This window comes from Bacteroides stercorirosoris (assembly GCF_900142015.1).
GTDB classification, from domain to species: domain Bacteria; phylum Bacteroidota; class Bacteroidia; order Bacteroidales; family Bacteroidaceae; genus Bacteroides; species Bacteroides stercorirosoris.
This window is the reverse complement of sequence record NZ_FQZN01000003.1, coordinates 121,305-142,761: the sequence shown is the minus strand read 5'-3', so window position 1 is coordinate 142,761 and position 21,457 is coordinate 121,305. Positions and strand designations below refer to the sequence as shown.

Sequence of the window (21,457 nt, the reverse complement as noted above, 5' to 3'; positions counted from 1 at the left end):
ATAAACCTATAAATAATACAAGAATATGAAATATATAAATATAGCAACTTCATTTGTGGCACTCGCCATGTTGATGAGTGGGTGCAGTGATTTCCTCAATAAGGAACCCTTATCACAAGGTACCGAAGCTATCTTCTTCCAGAATCCCGACCAGTTTAAGCAAGCAGCCAATGCGTTGTATAATATGGAAGGCTGGAAAGACTATAACGGAGCCTCAGCTCTGTATAAAGATAAAGGAACGGATCTCTTCGGTCTGAGTACTAACGGTGGCGGATCCGTCGGTGAATCAGACTGGCATTGGGACAAGCCTTACGGACATATACGTACCTGCAATATCCTGTTGGATAAAGCAAAAGCATATAGCGGTAACCAGAATGACATAGCCCCTTCAGTAGGAACCGCCTATTTCTTCCGTGCTTGGCAGCACTTTTATCTGCTCCAATATTTCGGCGGTATCCCCATTGTAGACCATACACTTGATATAAACGATCCGGTGGTAAAGGGAGCTCGTAACAGCCGTTATGAAGTGATAGATTTCATTATCAAAGATTTACGGGAAGCTGCCCGGTTATTGCCCAAAGAAAAAGACATTGCAGACAACGATAAAGGTAAGATCAGCCAGGAAGCCGCCAAAGCATTTTTGGCACGAGTACTGCTATACGAAGCTACATGGGAGAAATATGTTCCCAGCATTGACTACAATCTTGACGGTGACGGCTCAAGCATAGGTGCCGGTACTGTGAAGCCAGAAGGCTATCCTTCTATTACCGAAATGCTGACCGAATCCAAACAAATGGCAAAGGATGTCATTAATGAAGCTGAAACAGGCACTTTCCAACTGTGGAACGAATGTGACTCACTGAGCTATTATTATCTGTTCAGCATTGATGAAAAGGGAGGAAATATCAGCAACTTTAAAAATGCAGGCAAATCAATGAACAAAGAATTCATTCTCAGTGTAAAATATGACTATGACGTGAAAAGAGGAGGTATCAATATTGGTCATGCCATTTCCAGTGGACAAGGTTACAACATGAGCGCCTATTTTGGTGAAATGTTCTTATGCCGCAACGGACTCCCGATCCGTATCAGCACCACTGGCAATATGACCGATGCAAAGAATAATCCCGACTTCTTAGGTTACAAGCATTTTTACAATGAATTCCGCAATCGCGATTACCGCTTTATCGGTTCCATCTACATGCCGGACAGACCAAGTTGGAGAAGTTCTACCGCTTATGGAGTACAATGTACCGAAGCAGGCCATCCATATCCTGACCCTGTTTACCCGAAACCGGTTTATGATCCTAAAGATCCCGCTTTCTCCAGCAAAAATGCAATTTACACTCCTACTGTATATGGTGGAACACACAACGTATATACAGGTCGCAAATTCTTGCCGGAAGGTGCCGGTAGAGCTGATAATACCGAATCAGCAGACTACCCGCTCATCCGCCTTGCCGAAGTACATCTGATTTATGCGGAGGCAGCTGTAGAACTGGGCAATGGAACAATTTCTGATGAAGATCTGAACTTCTCAGTCAACAAGAATCGTGCACGTGCCAGAGTGGCTCCATTGACCAATGCTCTAATTGCCAACATATGGGATGCCGGTTACTTCGACCACAAATCAGGAAAAACGATATGCAAGAAGATGAACATGTTGGATGAAATCCGCCGCGAACGTGCTTGCGAACTCTTCGGTGAAGGTTTTCGCGAAAACGACCTGAAACGTTGGGGCATTGCACACATTAACCTCACAGGCCAAAAACTTGGGCGTCCCATCTATGGCACAGCATACATGACAGCTACCGCCAATGATGCTTCACATTTCGGTGAACCTTGTTATCAACCGGATAAATATCCAATGACATATGGTATCTATGAAGGTTCCGGTCCTAATGACCCTGACTATGGACGTCCCATTGCCAACCTGGCAGAAAACCTCCTATACAGTCAACGTGATTATCTGGCTCCGATACCTAAAAATCAGATGCGCTTAAATCCGCAACTGGTACAGAATCCGGGATGGTAATCTGAAATAAGAGAAGTTTCAATAGATTAATTATATTTTATGGAAGGTCCGTAATTATCCAATAAGATATTTACGGACCTTTTCCCCAAAAAATAACATTATATCGTTGTAATTTCCATTCATATTAAGTACATTTCCACTATTATCCGTATTATGAATAATACGATAAATTAAATACCGTAAAATGACATTAAGAAAATTCATATTTATAGCAGGTGTATTGTTATACACCACCCATAATGCCCATTCACAAAGCCAATTAGTGACCTACCCAGCACCAGAAGGGGCTGAGTTGATGAATGACTTTACTGTCAAAGTGAGGGAAAGCGGGAAAGACTGGAAACCCATTGACACATACCTTGTCCAAGTAGACGAAGTGCAAGGAAACAAGCATAATGTAGAAAATGCCTCCATGAGCTATTTCGACTTTTCAGGCGAAGTGGAAGTATCGGTAACGTTCAATCACGGAACAATCCAAACGGGTCGTATCCGACCGTTATCTTACGGAATAGTCCCTTCGATAGACGGTAATACAATGACCTTCAAACTGAACTGCCCGCGCAACTTGTCGGTAGAAGTAAATGGAGATATTTTCCATAATCTTCATCTGTTTGCCAATCCGATAGATGAGAAGAAACCCAAAAAACTGAAGGATAAGAATCTGATTTACTTAGGTCCGGGCATACACACTTTTCCCGGAGACACACTGAATGTTCCGTCCGGAAAGACGGTTTATGTAGCGGGAGGAGCTCTCGTAAAAGGATGCATCCAAGTGGTAAATGCTCAGAATGTGAAGATTCTGGGAAGAGGTATCGTTATTCCCGAACGCCGGGCAGGACTACGTATCGTCAATTCCAAAAATGTATTAGTAGAAGGAGTTATCACTACCCAATGCCCCACAGGAGGATCGGACAGCATAACGATACGCAATGTAAAATCCATCAGTTCTTACGGATGGGGTGACGGCATGAATGTATTTGCCAGCAACAATGTATTGTTCGACGGCGTATTTTGCCGTAACTCCGACGATTGCACCACTGTCTACGGAACTCGTCTGGGATTTACCGGCGGTTGCAAAAATATCACCATGCAAAACTCTACCCTTTGGGCGGATGTAGCGCACCCCATCTTTATCGGTATTCACGGAGACGTTGAAAACCCTGAGATTCTGGAAAACCTGAATTATATCAATATCGACATTTTGGATCATAAAGAGAAGCAATTGGATTATCAAGGCTGCCTCGCCATCAATGCGGGCGATAATAATCTGATCCGCAATGTGCGTTTCGAGAATATTCGGATAGAAGATTTCAGACAAGGACAGTTAGTCAATTTGCGCATCTTCTACAATGAGAAATATTGCAAAGCACCGGGCAGAGGCATTGAGAATGTATTGTTCAAGGACATCTCCTACACGGGAGAGAATGCGGAAGTTTCCATGATTATCGGCTATGACAAAGAACGGAAAGTGAAAAACATTCGTTTTGAAAACTTACAAATCAACGGTGAAGTGATTTATGATGACATGCCCGATAAACCCAAATGGTATAAGACCGGAGATATGGCACGCATCTTTGTGGGTGAACATACAGAAGATATTACTTTCCGGAAGTAATGCTGTCATGCTGAGCGCAGTCGAAGCATCTCTTCTCTTTTTGCATGAAGAAGAGATGCTTCGACTGCGCTCAGCATGACAGATACCCTGCCTTACCCCTCTCCCCTCATCAACTAATTTATCATTGCAAAGCAGTTTCTTATTTTCCTCTTCTCTGTCCTCTCTGAGGCCTCATGCTCTGATACTTTTTATACTGTTCGTCCGTCAGAATCTTTTTGAGTTTCGCATCTGCCTCATTACGTTTTTTCTCCATTTCCTCGCGTGAAGGTCTTTCGCCCGAAGCATTTCTGTTTGGTCTCATTTCCTCCATTACCGCCTTAAATTCTTTAGCCTGAGTTTCATTCAGTCCCAGATCCGTCACCATCTGTTCGATACGCTTTGACATGTCAGGACGTCCACCTCTGTTATCCTGAGCCATACATACTGCCGAGCCCATAAACAGAACAACGGCCAAACCTAAAATTTGCTTCTTCATAATTCTAATGCATTTAAAAGTGAGTTATATTTTCATTGAATTCACCAAATATGCATCTATGACTCTTCTCACATGAAACAGTTTAATCCCGCCAGCAAGAAAATCGACTAAGAGGAAGTTTTTATAGATGAAACGGAAACTATTCTCTCACCAAGTCAAGGGGGGATGAGAACAAATTTCTTATATAAAACTCCCTTCTTATACACAAAACAATTATTTTTGCAGATATAACTTTTTCTACTATGACACGAAAGCTTTTCCTCCTCCACCTCCTGTGCTTCTGTTGCCTCCTTTCAGCCCAAGCAACCGGACAGATATCCGATCTCATCATTATCGGAAAAGACACTTTTATGTTGGAAACATGCCCGATAGAGCACGATCCAATCATTAGCAGACAGGTGCGCGAACGTCTCTCCAACGAGAATTTCTGTACAGCCTGCTGGAGAGGATACCAGGCCACGTGGCAAATAGAAGATGATAAGCTAATTCTGAAAAGAATCGAAGACAGCAAAAGCCTTTTCCCCGATACAGTGCCGGAAGTTACCGTTGATTTAAATGGCATCTTCGATCAGTATCAGGACAAACGAGGCCGGGTGATAGCCTCCTGGTTCAGCGGAGAACTGAAAGTCGTCTCCGGTGAACAGATCTATTATGTCCACACGGGCTTTAACAGGGAATATGAAAATGAAACGGACTACCAGGTGGAGCAAGGCAGAATCATTTCTAAAACCAGCTACCGGAATTCTATAAAAAAGGGAACATCTATAAAAGATGCCATGAATTTAATTAAGACACAGTTCAATAGAGATTATTTTCCGGAACTGGCAAATACAAAAGTGGTAATATCATGCGCAGTACTGCCCAAAGCGGACGGCAGCATCGATAGTATAGAAGTTCACATAATTCGTCCGAACAGTATCATGGAAGAACGTAAAAATCTCTATATAGAACACATCTGTGAAATTTTGAAAAAAGCTCCGCAATGGGAAGTACTCACCGTACGCAATAAAATCCGGAAAACCGAACGGTGGGCAATAAGTTTGTCACCCCCCAAAAAACAAACAAGAGGAATTTCTGCACAATGAAAGTTTTTCGATAGTTGTCAGCACTCCAGCACTAAGACAGCTAATATACAATAAAACAAACGGTTGCCTTGTGATGACAACCGTTGCGACCAGTGCTGACAGACTGTTTATCAGCACTGTTTTTTCCGATATACTTACGGATTTTCCGATTTAACCTCCTGTGGTTCAGCACGCACATACACTTTATGCGAACCACGCCCGATTGTGCTCAAATATCCCTTTTCCACAAGCAAATTGAGGTCATCCAGTGCTTTATTCTTCAAAAGTCCCGTGATACTGCTGTAATCTTTGCGTGTAATGAAGGGATGCGTCTCCAAAAACACCAGTAAACGGCGGTAACGCTCGGCACCGCCAAGCTCCGCACTCTTACGGAAACCATATTTGGCACGCTCCACGGAACCGGCACACCGCTTGCGGAAATCGGGTGATACACGGAAATGTACTTTGCCGAAGAAGATAGTCTGCGCGTGGATTTCTTTCGGATCCATCACCGGACGGCCTTGAAGACCTGCCGAAAAATATCCCATGTCGCCCAACTGAACGTGGTGTCCTTCGGATAAATAATATGAAACCCGATCCTCTATCGCCGCCAACAAACCATGGATGTCACCGGGGCTGAAACTGGACATTCGGGAAATGTCACTAACCAAACGCTCTGTGTCAATCGTACCCTTGTTCACGATGCGGGGATACAAGGGTTGTAATTCACCGTCACCCTTCGGGTTAGGTCTTCTTTGGAAGTCATACTGTGCTGCCATTGTTTTTTGTTTCTGTTTAAAGGGTTAATACTGTTCTTCTTAAATGATTGAAAGCCAAAACAAGGCAGAGAAATGTGCAGATAGTCTGTCGTTTTTGTGCTTTTGGCTTAGGATAAATGTTCTTATACTTATTCCAAAACTTCGTCCTGCAATTGCGGGCTGTCCGGTGGGCAGTTGCAGGCTGTCCGGTTCCCATATCGAAACCGTCGGGCCCGCAATTGCAGGACGAAGTTTTAGAGTAAGCAAAGATACGAAATCAATAGGGCAAAAGCAAGTTTTTCCTTAAGTATTCGTTAATTTTTCTCATGCATTTAGGACGACAGTCTTTAAGGATAAATAGAATCATAAAAGACATTTATAATTTGCTTTCAGCGCATATTATGCGTACCTTGCGGTCGCTAAGGAATAACCCTTATTGCTCAATTATTTCAAAACACATATACGGATGAAAATAACTCTTATCAGAGAAGACCGGGAGAGTGGAAAAGAAACCCTCAGCACCTGCGAAGCTGACGCGTGGATAGACCGGATAAAAACAGAAACCAAAGAGGAACACGTCACAAGATTGCGCTCCATGCTCCTTTACACGAATCCTGACAGCGGAGGATACTATGAACACATCGACAAGTTGCCGCGCATTTATCCCTCCGTGGAGTTCGGAAGAAGCAGAGACAACGGGCGAAAACTGAAACACTACAACGGCGTAGTGATGTTGGAAGTAAACCATTTGGCCGGATTGTCCGAAGTGGAACTGGTGAAACGGCAGGCGGCTTTGTTACCGCAAACTTGGGCGGCTTTTGCCGGAAGCAGTGGACGGAGTGTGAAAATCTGGGTGAAATTCGCCTTACCGGACGGGAGTTTGCCGGTGAAAGAAGAAAACATAGAGTCTTTTCACGCACATGCCTACCGCATGGCCGTGCAATGCTACCAACCCATATTGCCGTTTCCCATCACGCTGCGAGAGCCTTCTATGACGCAAAGCTGCCGCATGACGCTTGATGCATATCCCTACTTCAACTGGCAAGCCATTCCTTTCTGCCTTGAGCAGCCCTTCGGTATGCCCGGTGAAGAAACTTTCCGGCAACGCCAACTGACGGAAAAGAACCCATTGTCAAGACTGAAACCGGGTTACGAAACCTCGCAGACCTTCACATTATTGTTTGAAACAACCCTCAGCAAAGCACTGAATGAAATGGAAGAATGGAAACGGGGCGACGACTTGCAGCAACTGCTGGTGTGTCTGGCAGAACACTGTTTCAAGGCAGGCATACCGGAGGAAGAGACTGTACGCCAAGTCATGATACATTATTTCAAGCAGGCGGACGAAACAACCGTGCGGACAACTATCCACAACCTCTATCAGGAATGTAAGGGGTTCGGCAAAAAGAAATCCCTGACACCGGAACAGGCTACCGCCTTCCGGCTGAACGAATTTATGGAACGCAGATTCGAATTCCGCTTCAACGCTTTGACGAACGACCTGGAATACCGGCAACGGGACTCCATTCATTTTTATTTCAAATCCGTAGACCAACGCGTAAAAAACAGCATAGCCATGGATGCCCTGCAAGAAGGCATCCGTGTGTGGGACAGGGATGTGAACAGGTATTTATCCTCCAATCGCGTACCGCTTTATAATCCTGTGGAAGACTATCTCTGCAACCTGGGCCGTTGGGACGGAAAAGACCGCATCCGCGCGCTGGCCGACCTTGTGCCCTGCAACAATCCTCATTGGAGGGAACTTTTCTACCGCTGGTTCCTGAATATGGTGGCGCATTGGAGGGGGCTCGATAAATTGCATTCCAACAGTACATCTCCCCTATTGGTGGGTGCACAGGGTTTTCGGAAATCGACCTATTGCCGCATCATCCTTCCTCCCGAACTCCGTTTCGGCTACACCGACAGCCTGGACTTCAAGAGCAAACGGGATGCAGAACTATACCTGGGACGCTTTATGCTGATCAATTAAGCTAATAACTTTTATGATTAAATTTAAAGTGCTATATTTGTGCTGAAATTCAAGCACTAAGAAGATGAAACGAGCAGCATTATTGCTAAGATGTAGCACCAATATACAGGATTATAACCGTCAGAAGTTGGAACTTGAGAAAGTCGCCAGCAGGTTTAAATTGAAAGTCGCCAAAGTCTTCGGTGAACACGTAACTGGTAAGGATGATATTCGTAAGGGCAACCGTAAGTCTGTTGATGAATTGATTGATGCCTGTGAGAATGATGAAATTGATGTCGTTCTTATCTCGGAGGTCTCCCGACTGACAAGAAACTTTCTATATGGAGTAACTTTGGTCGATAAGTTTAATCGGGATTACAGCATTCCAATCTACTTTAGAGATAAAAGGAAATGGACTATTGATGTAGAGACAGGCGAGGTCAATTTAGAATTTGAAAAGGAGCTACGCAAGGCATTTGAACAGGCGGAGGAAGAACTTGCATCCATTCGTTTCAGAATGGCGTCAGGTAAACGAGATTCAGCAGGATTAGGTCAATGGTTTGCAGGCATCCCACCATTCGGATATACAAGACAGAAGAACGGTTATTTAGTCAAGAATGAATATGCTCCAATCGTGAAAGAGATGTTCGACAAGTACCTTGAAGAAGGACAGGCATTGATTACTACAACGAGATATATCTATGGTAAGTACCCTGATATAAAGAAGCTAAAGAGCATTGGCAACACTAAGTTCATACTAAACAACAAAGCTTACACAGGCAGAGCGGAAGCCAATATCTATGACGAGATAGACAAAGTTACCGATACATTCTACTTTGACATTCCTGCCATTATAGACGAGGAAACCTATAACAAGGTGCAGAAGAAGTTGGCTAACAACAGAACCACCACCCCTTATCCGAAAGCTACCAAGTACCTGTTACAGAAACTTATCAAGTGTTCCATATGTGGAGCATTCTACACAAGGCTGCACTCCAATAAGAGAGATACCGTACACTTCAAATGCACAAGTGACAAGAATAGTCTGACAGGCTGTAAGAGCCAAGTCTATCTGAATGAAAGGATTGTAAACCCTATAATATGGAACTTCGTAAAGGAACAGTTGTTCTATGTCGGTAAGATGAATGTGGAGCAACGTCTTGAAGCTATTGCAGGAGAGAACGATAACAAGAGTAAAGCCATTGAGGAGCAGGAAGCACTTAAAATATCTTATAAGGAGCAGGAGACCAAACTTACAAGGTTGGAGGACTTATATTTGGATAATGACATAGACAAGAACCGTTACAAGGAACGTAAGTCCAAGATTGAGAAAGAACTTTCATCCATAAAGGCTCAAATGGATAGACTGACAGACAGAATAAGACTGTCAGATTTCAACATCAAGCGGTTCAACAGTACGGACTTTACGGAGCAATATTTTAAAGAGGTGGAAGCAGACCTTGAAAAGCAGATGAAAGTCCTTCGTGAGTACGTGAAAGGCATTTACCCCTTATACATAGACAAGGTTTATTGTTTCCTGAAGGTTGATACCATTGAAGGAATGTTCAATATATTCTACGAACCACGAAAGGCTCAACAGAAGTGCGCCTACTTCATTAAAGACACATTGGCACAATATCATCCTGACATACGGAACTTCTATACTCCCAATAACACATTACTGACAGACAGTGATGAAGTGGATGCTTACTACACATTGGAGGAAATGAAAGAGATTTGTAGCAAGAACGGGTTTGAAGTCCGATACAGGGAATGATTGCAGCAGCCGTTAAAGGAACTTGAACGATATGCCTGCCTTTAGACCTAATTTTACTAAAATGGGACAGAATAGTTCAGACCATAATAAGGATAATTATTATTACTTTTGTCCCATAATTCAAACGATTAAACTTTAAATTCAGATTATGATAGAGAATACCAACTTGGAGTTAAAACTCGTTGAAATTCGGGACAATCAATATATGTCAGACCTCTACCCTGACGGTCTGCCGAGCAATGCCATTATTGATAAGACTTTAACAGCCAAAGGAGCTACGACCTGTGAATTGGATGAAAGATATGCCAAACGTAACTCCATAATCATTGAACCCAATGTTCCCGTAATTGACAGCAAGCAAGTCAAATATCCTAACTTATTGGGAGTGCGTGAAGGAGTTACGGATTACGATGTTAAGAAATATCTACTTGACAAGTCCATACGTTACAAGAAGATTATAGTAACCCCTGAAAGCTATTCCAAAGTCAAAAAGGCGGCTGAATATGCAGGTGTAAACCTCTTTAAAGACTTCTTCCTGCTCATAGATGAGTGCGAGAAAGTTGTACAGGAAGCAAACTTTCGACCTGCCATAGTTCAGCCATTCTTTGACTTCTTTAGCTTTGACAACAAGGCATTGATTTCAGCTACCCCATTATCACCTAAATTAAAAGGTTTTACCAACCATTCGTTCAGTCATATAAAGATTATACCCACTTACGACTACAAGAAGAACCTATCGTTAATAGGCACGAATAACGTACAGTTAGAGTGTTTAAAACAAATATCCTTGAACGATAACAAGAAAGCTATATTCCTAAACTCACCTGACTATGCAAAGACCTTGATAGATAAAGCAGACATCAGGAACCACAGTAAAATCTATTGCTCCAATCAGGAGAATGCTATTAACAAACTCCATGAGGAGGGTTACAAGGCTTCTGACAGTTTTGTGTCAGGTGAAATATTGGAGCAGTACAGCTTCTTTACAAGCAGATTCTATTCAGCAGTAGATTTAGATACTCCTGATAAGCCCGATATAATAATGGTTACAGACTGTTTGAGCAAGGCTCAGACCATGATTGACCCTTTCACCCATTCTGTTCAAATAACAGGCAGGTTTCGTGCAGGAATTGGAAGCATTACGCATATAACGAATTGGAAGGAGGATTTGAAGCCTAAATCTCGTGAAGAAATCATTGAGGATATGGAAGCACAGAGGAAGGTCTATAATATGCTTGCAGACTTAAAGGAGACTCTTACAGGCAGAGAAAGGCAGCTTCTGACCGAGATACAGGAGCGCATCCCCATTTATCAGGTCTTGTTTAGAAATGATGATTACAAGGGCAAGGTAAATCCGTTCTTGGTAGAATGTGACATTCAAAAGTCCAAAGTCGAATCGCTCTACCAAGACTTACAGTCCTTAAATAATGCTTACAATGAGACTGGACATTTTAATGTGTCGTACCATTATGAGCATTACAAAGAGAAACCTAAAGCTGTAAAGGCTAAACCATTGTCAAGAGAGAGAAAGTTACAGATATTGGAACGGTTGCAGGATTTAAAACCTGAAGGACTGGTCTTGAAATTTCTTACCGAAGAACAACAGGAGGAATTGAGGTCTTTAAGACATGAAGCTCCCGAACTGTGCAAGTACTATGAGAAGTTCGGCATGGATAAGATTATAGAAATCGACTATGATTTAGCTACCATGAAACGGCAACTTAAATCCGCACATAAAAAGGAAATTTACTTCGTACCGATAGATGAAATCCATAACACATTTATAATAGGCAGACCATATTCAGAGAATGAGATAGTAACCACCTTACAGAACATATATGACAGATATGAGCTTGTGGATGATAACGGTAAACCCTTACAGGCTAAGGCTACCTATTTAGGTAAATATTTTAGACTTTCTGATAGAATGACTATACCCAATACTCGTCTAAAAGGGTACATTCCACTTGAAAAGAGATATTCGCTTGAATAGTCTGATATTGGGACAGAACTATTAAAATCAACCTTTATTATGGTCTGAATAGTTTTGTCCCAATTCATAAGAATTTGAGGTAGAGAGCATTCTCAGTTATAAATTTGTGAGACCGAGCGAAGCGAAGGTTGAACCCGATAGCTGAACTGAACCCGATAGCTGAACTGAACCCGATAGCTGAACTGAACCCGATAGCTGAACTGAACCCGATAGCTGAACTGAACCCGATAGCTGAACTGAACCCGATAGCTGAACTGAACCCGATAGCTGAACTGAACCCGATAGCTGAACTGAACCCGATAGCTGAACTGTGAACGCTACTACACTCCTTTAAACTCCCCCTCTCACCAAGTGAAAGAAAAATGAGTTTAAGCATAGACCTGCCCACCCCCTCAATCTTTATAAATTTTACTATTCACCTCACATCATTCATAGACTTCTTAAAGCGATACACAATACTGACATAATGGTAATATAGTCTAATTGTAATATCACTTAAAGTAATTCAGCGAATTGTAGTAAAGTCCAAATCGTAACGGAGCAATCCAAAACGATATGGGCTTTACCTATTCAAGAGTTAAATCAATCAATAATCATTTAAACAGTTTATCATTATGAGAAATTTAGTTATCATGCCAGCTATGGCACAGCGTAGAGAATCATTAAACATGGGTGAGTTTGCAGAAGAAGCAATCATTGTAGAAGAAGTTACAGCACCCAAGAGAGTAAACCATTTCATTGAAGCAAACACACAGGAAGTAACCTTACAGCACCTACAACAAGACTGCATCATTCCAAGTTTTGCATCAATGGAAGAAACCATTAGTCACCAATCCTTTATAGGTGCAGTAGTGGATGCAGCTAAAGATTACTTTCATGGAGAACAGTTTGATATGCCAGAGATTAGAATTTCACACCCTATCAATGGTAGAATACCAAGTGCATTAGGTAAGAAAGCTTCTGAACTGACTGATGAAGAGAAAACTCTGTTCTATCAGAGAATGTGCTTCTGTTTTGAAATTCCATCCATTGTACACGATGAATACGGTAATCGTTTAGCGTTATCCATTGGTGGAGTGAGAGCATATAACGAGATTAACCTATACAGTAAGAAATCTGTTGAGAGATTTAAAATCTTCATAGGATTTCGTAATCGTGTGTGTGCAAATTTAATGCTCACCACTGACGGTTTACAGGATAAGATAGAAGTCCTAAGTGTACAGGAGCTATATGCAGCAGCATTGAATCTGTTCCATGCTTACAACCCATCCAAAGACCTACATCTATTAAAGACACTTGGACAGATGTCAATCTCTACAAGCGAGTTTTGTCAGATAATAGGCAGGATGAGATTATATCAAGCTCTTACACCCAACCAACAGAAACGCTTACCTCGTCTATTGTTGGGTGACAGTCAAATTAATGCAGCTTGTAGAGCATTCGTTTCTGATGCGAACTTCAAGAGTACAGGGGACAGCATTACAGGCTGGCAGCTCTTAAACCTGCTCAATGGTTCTGTAAAGTCAAGTTACATTGATAACTTCTTGGAGAGGAATCTTAACTGTACAGAGTTTGTACAAGGCATTCAACGTGCCAAATTAGGAGATAGTGAATACGCTTGGTTCTTGGGCTGAGTGGATTGTTGATTGAGAGAGGAAAGGGCATCATTAACTTGGTGTCCTTTCTTTATTTCTACCAACTTATTAAACATTGTACATTATGGATATAGATTATACTGTGGGTGAAGTGGAACTGTCCTACAAACCCAAATTTAAAAGTCTGCATCAAGTAAGTTGTTCAGAGGACGCTTATAAATACTTGCTTCCTACCTATAAGGAAGGAACTATCTGTTACAAGGAATATTTCAAAGTCTTGTTCCTAAACCAAGCCAGCCAAGTTTTAGGATATACTCTCATATCAGAGGGAGGAGTAACAGACACAACCGTAGATGTCAGAGTAATTTTACAAGCTGCATTGCTCACCAATTCAGTAGCTATCATTCTTGCTCATAACCACCCAAGCGGTAACACGAAACCAAGCAGGCAGGATATGGAGATTACTAAGCAGGTTAAAGAAGCTGCAAGACTTATGAGAATTACAGTAACAGACCACCTCATACTTACAGGAACAGGATATTACAGTTTCGCTGACGAGGGAGAATTATAATAAGGTAAAGGGCACTCAATTTTTAAGTTGGGTGTCCTTATCATATTCACTTCTGCTATTAGTGAATGTTCCTTTAGTAATCAGTGAGTTAGTAAATCCAACTCAGAATTAATATTCACTTCTATTCGTTTCATTATAAAACAGAACATTATGTCACTCAAATATTCAAGCACAACCGCAGACTATCTTATATGGTCTGATGCAATGAACCTCATAAGGAAGTTAGCCAAAGACGAGAATTATAAAATCTCACTTTTAATAGCTTTGGGATGCTTCACAGGATTAAGAATATCTGATATTCTATCCCTAAGGTGGAAGCAGATATTAGGTACTGACGAGTTTACAGTAATTGAGAAAAAGACAAGCAAGGTAAGGACTATCAGACTGAACCCACAATTACAGCAGCACATTAAAGAGTGCTACGAGCATATAAATCCTGTTGGAATCAATGCACCAATTCTTATAAGTCAGAAAGGCACTATCTTCACAGTACAGAGAATCAATATCATTCTTAAAGAGGTGAAGAAGAAGTACAGGTTAAAGATTAAGAATTTTAGCTGCCATTCTCTTAGAAAGACATTCGGCAGGCAGGTCTATAACATGAACAGTGATAATGCAGAGTTAGCATTAGTAAAGTTGATGGAACTGTTCAACCATAGTTCTGTTGCCATTACTAAAAGATACTTGGGATTAAGGCAGGAAGAGATTCTACAGACTTATGACTGTTTGAGCTTCTGATAATTGGGACAGGATTATTAAGATTCATCTTTATAATGGTCTGAACAGTTCTGTCCCAAACAGTAGTTAATCGGAGTTCAGATATACATAAAGTTCATAATCCAAGGTTGGTGAGAATATTCTGAATAGAGTTCTTACAAATGTAAAGGTAGATTTACTACTTATCTAAAGTACCTGATTTTAGGCTTATCTCAACATTTTATAAACAATAAGTTCTTGCCATTCAAACGAATTTCTTAACTTTGCATCATAATCCCTCATATCTAAAACGTTAGGTCACTGTTGGAGGACATATTTAGTTAACGAAGAGCGTTTAACATATTATCCTATCGTGAAATCTCGACAATTTCAATCTCTAAGGATAATAGGCAAGAACGCTCACGTCAGTGCTATATACCTACTTATTGTAGTCTATATAACAGGCTGGCGTGAGCTATTGTTTATTACTTAGAGATAGGCAGTCGAGAGCCTCACGATAGTAATATTCAATAGTTTCACGCCTTCATTGTTTTATACTGATTAATTAACTAAAAGCATAATAAGATGAAATCAATTAGATTATTAGCAGCCTCTTTATTGGTTGCATCAAGCATGGGTTTTGTTTCCTGTGGGGATGATACACTGGATAGTGAACCGATAACAACACTTCCAACAGAACCCAGCATCTTTGAGAAAATGGATAAAGCCTTTGCTGAATATATTGGTGATTACTCCAATATAACCTGTAGATATTATCAAGAGGGAGAATCATCCATTCTCTTTGCAGGATTGAAGAATCAACGTCTGTGGTTTAGTGAATACGATGTAGCCAACAAACAACTCAATACAGAATGGACTGATATAGAGAAGACAGATACCATTCAGCAGCTATATAAAGGATATGGAGAATATGAGACCTTATATGTCAAATTTGTTCACCCTTTAGTTTATAAAGAAACGAGCACAGGCAATATTGTAACATTCAATATTGGAGGTAGATTTCAAACTATCTTCACAAGTAACCATAAGACTAAACGGACTCAGTTGCAATATGACAACACTAAAAATGGAGTAGCCTATAGTTGGTACAAGGAATCTGTTTTTGTAGCTGACTGTTGCTACTCACATGAAGGAGATACTATCTATACTGCTAAATCCAAACCATCATTTGATGAGAATGGAAATCCTGTCGACATTTCATTAATCTCTTACGAAGAAGGGATTAAACTTAGTGATAGTTTCATTAGTAAGTACAACTTCAAAGAAGGGAAATCAATGTGGGGGACTAATATTGTTGCTCCATTTGATGTACCTTCTGATGCAAAGAAAAGCTATACATTTCTTGGCAGCACTACTAACATTTGGGAATACAAATGTGAAGTCACATTCTATGATGGCACTAAGAAGGACTTTACATTTAAAATCAATATAGATAGTGGTAAAATCATTAGTAGCGTCACAGGCATTACATTGAATGAGACTTCTAAGGAATTGGATATTATTGATACATTCCAACTGATAGCTACCATTGAGCCAGCCAATGCGACCAATACAAATATAATATGGAGCAGTTCTAATGAAGAAGTAGCAACCGTTAATCAGAAAGGATTGGTAACAGCTAAGTCAATAGGAGAAACTACAATCACTGCAACCACAGAGGAAGGTAACTTTACAGCATCAGCTACTATTACTGTGAAGATGAAGCAGGACATTAGTGCTTATATTGAAACAAAAGTAGTTGCCAACGGTAGTAATTCAATGGGACAGTTTTGGGGAGTGCTTGATTGTACGATAAGCAATAACAGCACAGAACCTATTGTGCTTAAAAGGATAGTGATTGTCAATGGGGACGGTAAAACTATATATGGAAAACAATATGACAATCAGACTATAAGTCCAAAGCAAAGCCATTTGGAAAGTGTGCAAGGCTTGCCTGCCATTTACTCTCCAACGGTCAAGTGGACTTATACATATAATGGAATTGAATACACAACATCTAAAACTTATCAAAAATGAAAACATTAAGATTCTTAGGAATGACCTTGTTAATGGTCATGTTAGCCGTAAACTTTACAGCTTGTAGCGATGATGAAGATGAACCAAACTCTCCCTTAGTTGGCACATGGGTAGGTGGAGAAGTCGGCTTCGACTTTGAAGAAACACTTACCTTTAACAACAATGGGACAGGACAATGGGATGAAGATTCATTCAATTACACAACCAACTCCAATAAAGTCGTAATTGATTATGGGGACGGAGACCCTGAAACTTGGACTTATTCTATATCTTCAAATACACTTAACATGACAGCAGAAGATGGTGTAGAATATCGTTTCACCAAGAAATAATCAAATAAACACTATTAGAATGAAAACAGCATTTGAGGAAACTCTTATGCTGTTTTTTTTCATTATAAACCAATCTTTACTACCTTTGCAGTACAAATAATGTGTTCTTTGATTTAGTGTACATTAATTACTGCAAGACCATTAGCAGCAAACGCTTGATTGTGCATAAGAGCATCTTTAAACGTTACAAGTCCATATAACAGCACTTATACGAGTTATGAGAATTGTTAAGAGGTGGAATCGTGGTCTGTTGATAGGCACATATCATAATCTAATTAATAATTAACGATTAATAATTAAAAATCAACAATTAATAATTAACTATTAAAATAAAAGATTATGACAAACAATAAACAATCAAGGAGAATGTTCGATAGAACTAATTCCTTCATTATTTCAGCTAATATGCTGTCTCAAATCTCTAATGAAGAGATTGTTAAACTCTTAGTAAAGGGATTCTTATTTTGTAGAGTTACATATACAAAGGCATTTAATGCTATATACGATAATATTGAAAACTTAACTAAGGTTGAGTTTGTAAAAGTTACCGTAAATAGAATGGAAGACACCATGTTTAAGCTGGACTTTGAGAAAGTTACCTCGCTAAATGAATTGGCTAAATCATATTTCATCATTCATGATGTCAATACTGCTATAGCTGCATTCATTTATAAGGAAACTTACTCTTACCTATCAATTAACGCATTCTTTTACAGGTGTAGTTATATTGGTTTTATGTCGGACATAAGTGGAAAGGTAACACTTCCATTAAATCCGAAGATTATAACAATACCTGACGAAGAAACTTTAGAAACCTTACAGGACGAATATTACTGTAAGCAAGAGGAAGCTATGAATATAGACCTTCCTACAGACTACGTAGTTGAAACGACAGAGGATGCAGGATATAATCTCCCGCTTGATGATGTCGAAGAAGCTATCATCGTAGAATGATTAAAGTCAGAGGAATTTAGAGGCAACTCTAAATCAAAGTAACGCAAGTTACATAATGTACACGTCCGAGACACATTATTTGTTCTTACCCAATCGGGAGAAGTACCGAGTAAAACCTAAGTAGTCTATAATGCTCCTAACCCTGTAAATCATATTTAACAATCAGAACCATTCTTATATTGCACTGATTTACAGTTGATTATTTAATCAAGAATATTTTTAGTTTAATCAACATCGATGAATTCGACCAGGTCAGTATCAATCAACAGGGTTTTCTGAAGCATTTATTGCAAAAGCCTGTTGCCAACCTGCGCAAACCGTATGGCAGCAGTATACAGGAAATGCGGCGCTATGCCTCGTTCATCGGGACAAGCAATCAGAAAGACTTGCTGACCGATCCGAGCGGCAGCCGCCGTTTCATCTGTATAGAAGTGACCGCACCGATTGATACCAACGTAACCATCAACTACCGCCAACTCTATGCACAGGCGATGGAAGCCATCGTAAAGGGCGAACGTTATTGGTTTGATGATGCCGATGAAGCTGTTTTGCGTGAAACAAACCGGGAATTCGAGCAAATGAGTCCGATTGAGCAGTTATTCCATTGTTATTTTCGTTCACCGGAGGAGGGAGAAGAAGGCGAATACTTGTCTCCCATGCAAATACTGGAACATCTACGGAGCAAGAACAGGGATATAAAGCTGACAGCAAGCAATGTAAATCACTTCGGAAGGATATTGCGGAAGAATAACCTGGAATATAAGCGAACTCGCAAAGGTATTGTATACTGGGTAGAAAAGTTATAATAATTTATTTTTCAATGTGACGACAAACGGTTTGTCGTCACTTATCACAACGGTTGCCGTCATAAGGCAACCGTTTCTGTTTCAATAGATTAAATGGAGTTGTGCTGAAGTGCTGACAAACTATGCAAACTTATTATTGAAAAAGGTTTCCAGTTGTCCACTACACCCCTAATAATTATTGATAAGTATCTTTATGGGTGTATATAACTTTAACATGTTCGTTTATTTTGCTTTCGTATATGACTTTAGATTTCAACATTTTTGTTTCTTAAATAAGTGCAATAATTGTATCCCGATCCCCATTGTGAGCATACGTTCTTTTTTATTTGCCAATAAGTTTTGAGTCCAGTTAAGTAATCCTCCATCACCTATTTCATGTTCTACCCCATCAATAATAATCTTAGCTTTAATTCTAATGCCGTAGTAATAATTATTATGTGAATCTGATTTGGCAATACGAATATCCAAACCGCTATTTTTAGTATAAAACAATGTATCTGATACCAATTGACTTTTTTCATCATATCCTTTGCAGGGTATAATTTCAAAGAATATATTTTCAAACCCAAAGACTTCTTTGCAGACCTTCTGTGTTATGGCTAAATGTTTGTGTAATTCAGTTCTTTCAAATTCAAAACTACCCGTATCCATACCGCACGAGATTAGGCACAAAAGAGGAAAATGAGGCGTAAAATTTGGGTTTGAGAAAACCTGAGTTCTTATAACTCTTGATACATTACCAAAATTATATGTTTTCTCAGACAGTTCATTACTTTTCTTTAATGAAGCATAATGCAAAGCTATTGCATTTGTTGGGTCGGACTGAACTTCCGTGTTTCTTAGTGCTGTAAGAACTTTTTTTTGATTTACTGTTGCCATTACACTACTTGTACCTAATTGAGCAACAGGGGATAATTCAATTAATTCATAGTTGTTATCCGCAATTATTTTACAGCATTCCAATTCTTCCTCTTTAAATTCCAGAAAATCTAATTGTGCAGGTTTAGCCAATTTGTTTTTACTGTATTTACTCAATAAGGAAGATGGCGTTTCTTTTGTGGTACGCCTGTCAAACACCTCTAATAGCAAAGAGTTTAACTCTGAACCACTCAATTTATCGGACAGTATATCAACTATTTCATTTAGATTACACCTGCTAATTATATGTTTTATTGCTTCATCTTTCATATATTCATAATGCTATATATGTATTCATTAAATATTCGTTCTTCTTTTATGACGGACAATTTAATAATTGCCTCTTTCTCAAATCCAATTTTCTCTAATACCCTCATTGATGCGACATTATATTCAAATCCAAAACTGACGTGCCGTTGCTGGAGGATTACTGTAACATCGACAAATCGACCTTGTAATAAGTTGGCGCCACATAACTCTTTTCAAGGAACATCACCATGTAAATGGGAGCATACACTAATTTGCCCTCCACTCGTAGATTATCATTACAGAACACTACAGCCTCGGAAAGATCATACTCTTTACAATCCATGATATTAGACAAAGCACGATGCACCTCATAATCCTTTCCCGACTTCACCTCAATGGGTAATACTTTACCGTCAAGTTCGATGACAAAGTCTAATTCGCCTCGCTTCTTATTGTTATAATAATAGGGTTCTATGCCATGCGCCACCAATTCTTGAGCAACCGCATTCTCGTATACGGAACCAAAATTAATATTCTTCTCACCCCTGATAATCCGTAACTGAATGCCTTCGGCATATTGAGCGGCGAGCAAGCCTATATCGTTCTGAAAAAGTTTGAACAGATTGCGTGAGCGAGCAAGCAATAAGGGTATCTTAGGTTCTTCCACATTATAAACAGATAATGCAACACCCGCATTTTTCAACCAAAGAAAACTGTTCTGATAACGTTCAAACTTGGCATTCTCATTGAGTTTTTTCAAGATAAACCGTTTATTCTTGGCATCGAGTTCAGGCGGAATGAGATTAAAAATCTCTTCTATATAAAGTTTGTTATCAGGATCATATTGAGCAATGTCACGCTTATACAAACGAATGATATCCTGCTGCACAGCCATTACTGCTTGCAAATTATTACTCTCGACATATTTGCTCACGGCAGCAGGCATACCGCCCACAACCAGATACAAGCGGAACAATTCCATGATTTTAGAGTGAACAAATTCATCCACCGCCACGCGACTTTCCCAAGCATTACGCAGAGAGTCGATTATCTTATCATTAATGCCCACACACGAAATAAACTCCTCGAAATCGAGGGGATACATATCTTTGATTCCCATATATCCCACAGGTTCCGAACGCAAATCCTTCAGCTCTACGCCAAGCAGTGACCCACTCAAAATATAACGATACGAACCCTCATCTACTAAGAATTTGATGGCTGTAACCATCTCAGGACACTTCTGTACCTCATCGAAAAATATGAGTGTTTCACCTTTAATCAGTGGAATTGTAGTTATAGCCGACAATCGAAACAGTATATCCGCACTCCCCTTTGCACCTCTAAAGACTTCTACAGCTTCAGGATTATCTATGAAGTTTATCTCGACAAAACTCTTGAACGACTTTCCAAATTCCCGGATAGAATAAGTTTTACCGATTTGGCGCGCACCAGTAACAAGCAAAGCATTACGAGTGGTCTCATAATAACGCTTAATGTAATGGTCAATCTTTCTTTTCAGCATGGTTTCTACAGTTTACCCTAAACGACGAAAACACCTGTTTGCCGTTTTTCCAAGACAAAACTACCATAATTACGCCACTTATCCAAGG

17 protein-coding genes and 1 pseudogene are annotated in these 21,457 nt (G+C 40.1%); 14 read left to right on the top strand and 4 right to left on the bottom strand.

What is annotated here, in order from left to right:
* The first annotated feature begins 25 nt into the window (after window positions 1-25).
* Both BUC01_RS03615 and BUC01_RS03610 read left to right on the top strand, forming a co-directional pair.
* Window positions 26-2,035 (top strand): RagB/SusD family nutrient uptake outer membrane protein, encoded by a 2,010-nt coding sequence (locus BUC01_RS03615; protein WP_025832795.1) that lies wholly within the window; start codon window positions 26-28, stop codon window positions 2,033-2,035.
* 184 nt (window positions 2,036-2,219) lie between these two features.
* Window positions 2,220-3,650, top strand: a complete 1,431-nt coding sequence (locus BUC01_RS03610; RefSeq protein ID WP_073312742.1) for a glycosyl hydrolase family 28 protein — start codon at window positions 2,220-2,222, stop codon at window positions 3,648-3,650.
* 139 nt (window positions 3,651-3,789) lie between these two features.
* Here BUC01_RS03610 and BUC01_RS03605 read toward each other — a convergent pair whose 3' ends face one another.
* Entirely contained in the window at window positions 3,790-4,125 is a 336-nt protein-coding gene (locus BUC01_RS03605) for a Spy/CpxP family protein refolding chaperone (protein WP_007665152.1), read from the bottom strand.
* 242 nt (window positions 4,126-4,367) lie between these two features.
* Between BUC01_RS03605 and BUC01_RS03600 the strand changes: the two genes are divergently transcribed.
* Entirely contained in the window at window positions 4,368-5,210 is an 843-nt protein-coding gene (locus tag BUC01_RS03600) for a hypothetical protein (RefSeq protein ID WP_025835848.1), read from the top strand.
* A gap of 134 nt (window positions 5,211-5,344) precedes the next feature.
* On the opposite strand, the gene BUC01_RS03595 is transcribed toward BUC01_RS03600, so the two are convergent.
* A complete protein-coding gene (locus BUC01_RS03595) occupies window positions 5,345-5,968 on the bottom strand; it encodes an HU family DNA-binding protein (RefSeq protein WP_025835850.1) in 624 nt (207 codons plus the stop codon).
* A 445-nt stretch (window positions 5,969-6,413) separates the two neighbouring features.
* Here BUC01_RS03595 and BUC01_RS03590 point away from each other — a divergent pair, with 445 nt between their 5' ends.
* From BUC01_RS03590 to BUC01_RS03540, 11 genes and pseudogenes are all read left to right on the top strand, one after another.
* The gene (locus BUC01_RS03590) at window positions 6,414-7,937 is read left to right on the top strand and encodes a BT4734/BF3469 family protein (protein WP_244895727.1); all 1,524 of its coding nucleotides are present in this window, start codon (window positions 6,414-6,416) and stop codon (window positions 7,935-7,937) included.
* A gap of 64 nt (window positions 7,938-8,001) precedes the next feature.
* Complete coding sequence (locus tag BUC01_RS03585; RefSeq protein WP_073312741.1) at window positions 8,002-9,693, top strand: recombinase family protein; 1,692 nt, start codon at window positions 8,002-8,004, stop codon at window positions 9,691-9,693.
* A gap of 148 nt (window positions 9,694-9,841) precedes the next feature.
* Window positions 9,842-11,686, top strand: a complete 1,845-nt coding sequence (locus BUC01_RS03580; RefSeq protein WP_025835854.1) for a hypothetical protein — start codon at window positions 9,842-9,844, stop codon at window positions 11,684-11,686.
* Window positions 11,687-11,814: 128 nt separating this feature from the next.
* Window positions 11,815-12,000 carry a hypothetical protein gene (locus tag BUC01_RS25040; RefSeq protein ID WP_139261794.1) on the top strand — a complete coding sequence of 62 codons (186 nt, stop codon included), beginning with the start codon at window positions 11,815-11,817 and terminating at the stop codon, window positions 11,998-12,000.
* Window positions 12,001-12,300: 300 nt separating this feature from the next.
* Window positions 12,301-13,320, top strand: a complete 1,020-nt coding sequence (locus tag BUC01_RS03570; protein ID WP_025830709.1) for a DUF3871 family protein — start codon at window positions 12,301-12,303, stop codon at window positions 13,318-13,320.
* An 85-nt stretch (window positions 13,321-13,405) separates the two neighbouring features.
* Window positions 13,406-13,852, top strand: a complete 447-nt coding sequence (locus BUC01_RS03565) for a JAB domain-containing protein (RefSeq protein ID WP_025830710.1) — start codon at window positions 13,406-13,408, stop codon at window positions 13,850-13,852.
* Between the two features lie 150 nt (window positions 13,853-14,002).
* The gene (locus BUC01_RS03560; RefSeq protein ID WP_025830711.1) at window positions 14,003-14,590 is read left to right on the top strand and encodes a tyrosine-type recombinase/integrase; all 588 of its coding nucleotides are present in this window, start codon (window positions 14,003-14,005) and stop codon (window positions 14,588-14,590) included.
* Window positions 14,591-15,133: 543 nt separating this feature from the next.
* On the top strand, window positions 15,134-16,585 hold the full coding sequence (locus BUC01_RS25750; RefSeq protein ID WP_025830712.1) for an Ig-like domain-containing protein: 1,452 nt from the start codon (window positions 15,134-15,136) through the stop codon (window positions 16,583-16,585).
* Window positions 16,582-16,917 carry a DUF5640 domain-containing protein gene (locus tag BUC01_RS03550; RefSeq protein ID WP_072529534.1) on the top strand — a complete coding sequence of 112 codons (336 nt, stop codon included), beginning with the start codon at window positions 16,582-16,584 and terminating at the stop codon, window positions 16,915-16,917. The genes BUC01_RS25750 and BUC01_RS03550 overlap by 4 nt, the downstream gene beginning before the upstream one ends.
* 339 nt (window positions 16,918-17,256) lie before the next feature.
* Window positions 17,257-17,871 (top strand): hypothetical protein, encoded by a 615-nt coding sequence (locus tag BUC01_RS03545; RefSeq protein ID WP_139261792.1) that lies wholly within the window; start codon window positions 17,257-17,259, stop codon window positions 17,869-17,871.
* Window positions 17,872-18,089: 218 nt separating this feature from the next.
* Window positions 18,090-18,677, top strand: a pseudogene (locus BUC01_RS03540) (DUF3874 domain-containing protein); the annotation flags it as partial.
* A 252-nt stretch (window positions 18,678-18,929) separates the two neighbouring features.
* Here BUC01_RS03540 and BUC01_RS03535 read toward each other — a convergent pair.
* Both BUC01_RS03535 and BUC01_RS03530 read right to left on the bottom strand, forming a co-directional pair.
* A complete protein-coding gene (locus BUC01_RS03535) occupies window positions 18,930-19,865 on the bottom strand; it encodes a hypothetical protein (protein ID WP_073312740.1) in 936 nt (311 codons plus the stop codon).
* Between the two features lie 157 nt (window positions 19,866-20,022).
* A complete protein-coding gene (locus BUC01_RS03530) occupies window positions 20,023-21,369 on the bottom strand; it encodes an ATP-binding protein (RefSeq protein ID WP_073312739.1) in 1,347 nt (448 codons plus the stop codon).
* Window positions 21,370-21,457: the final 88 nt, after the last annotated feature.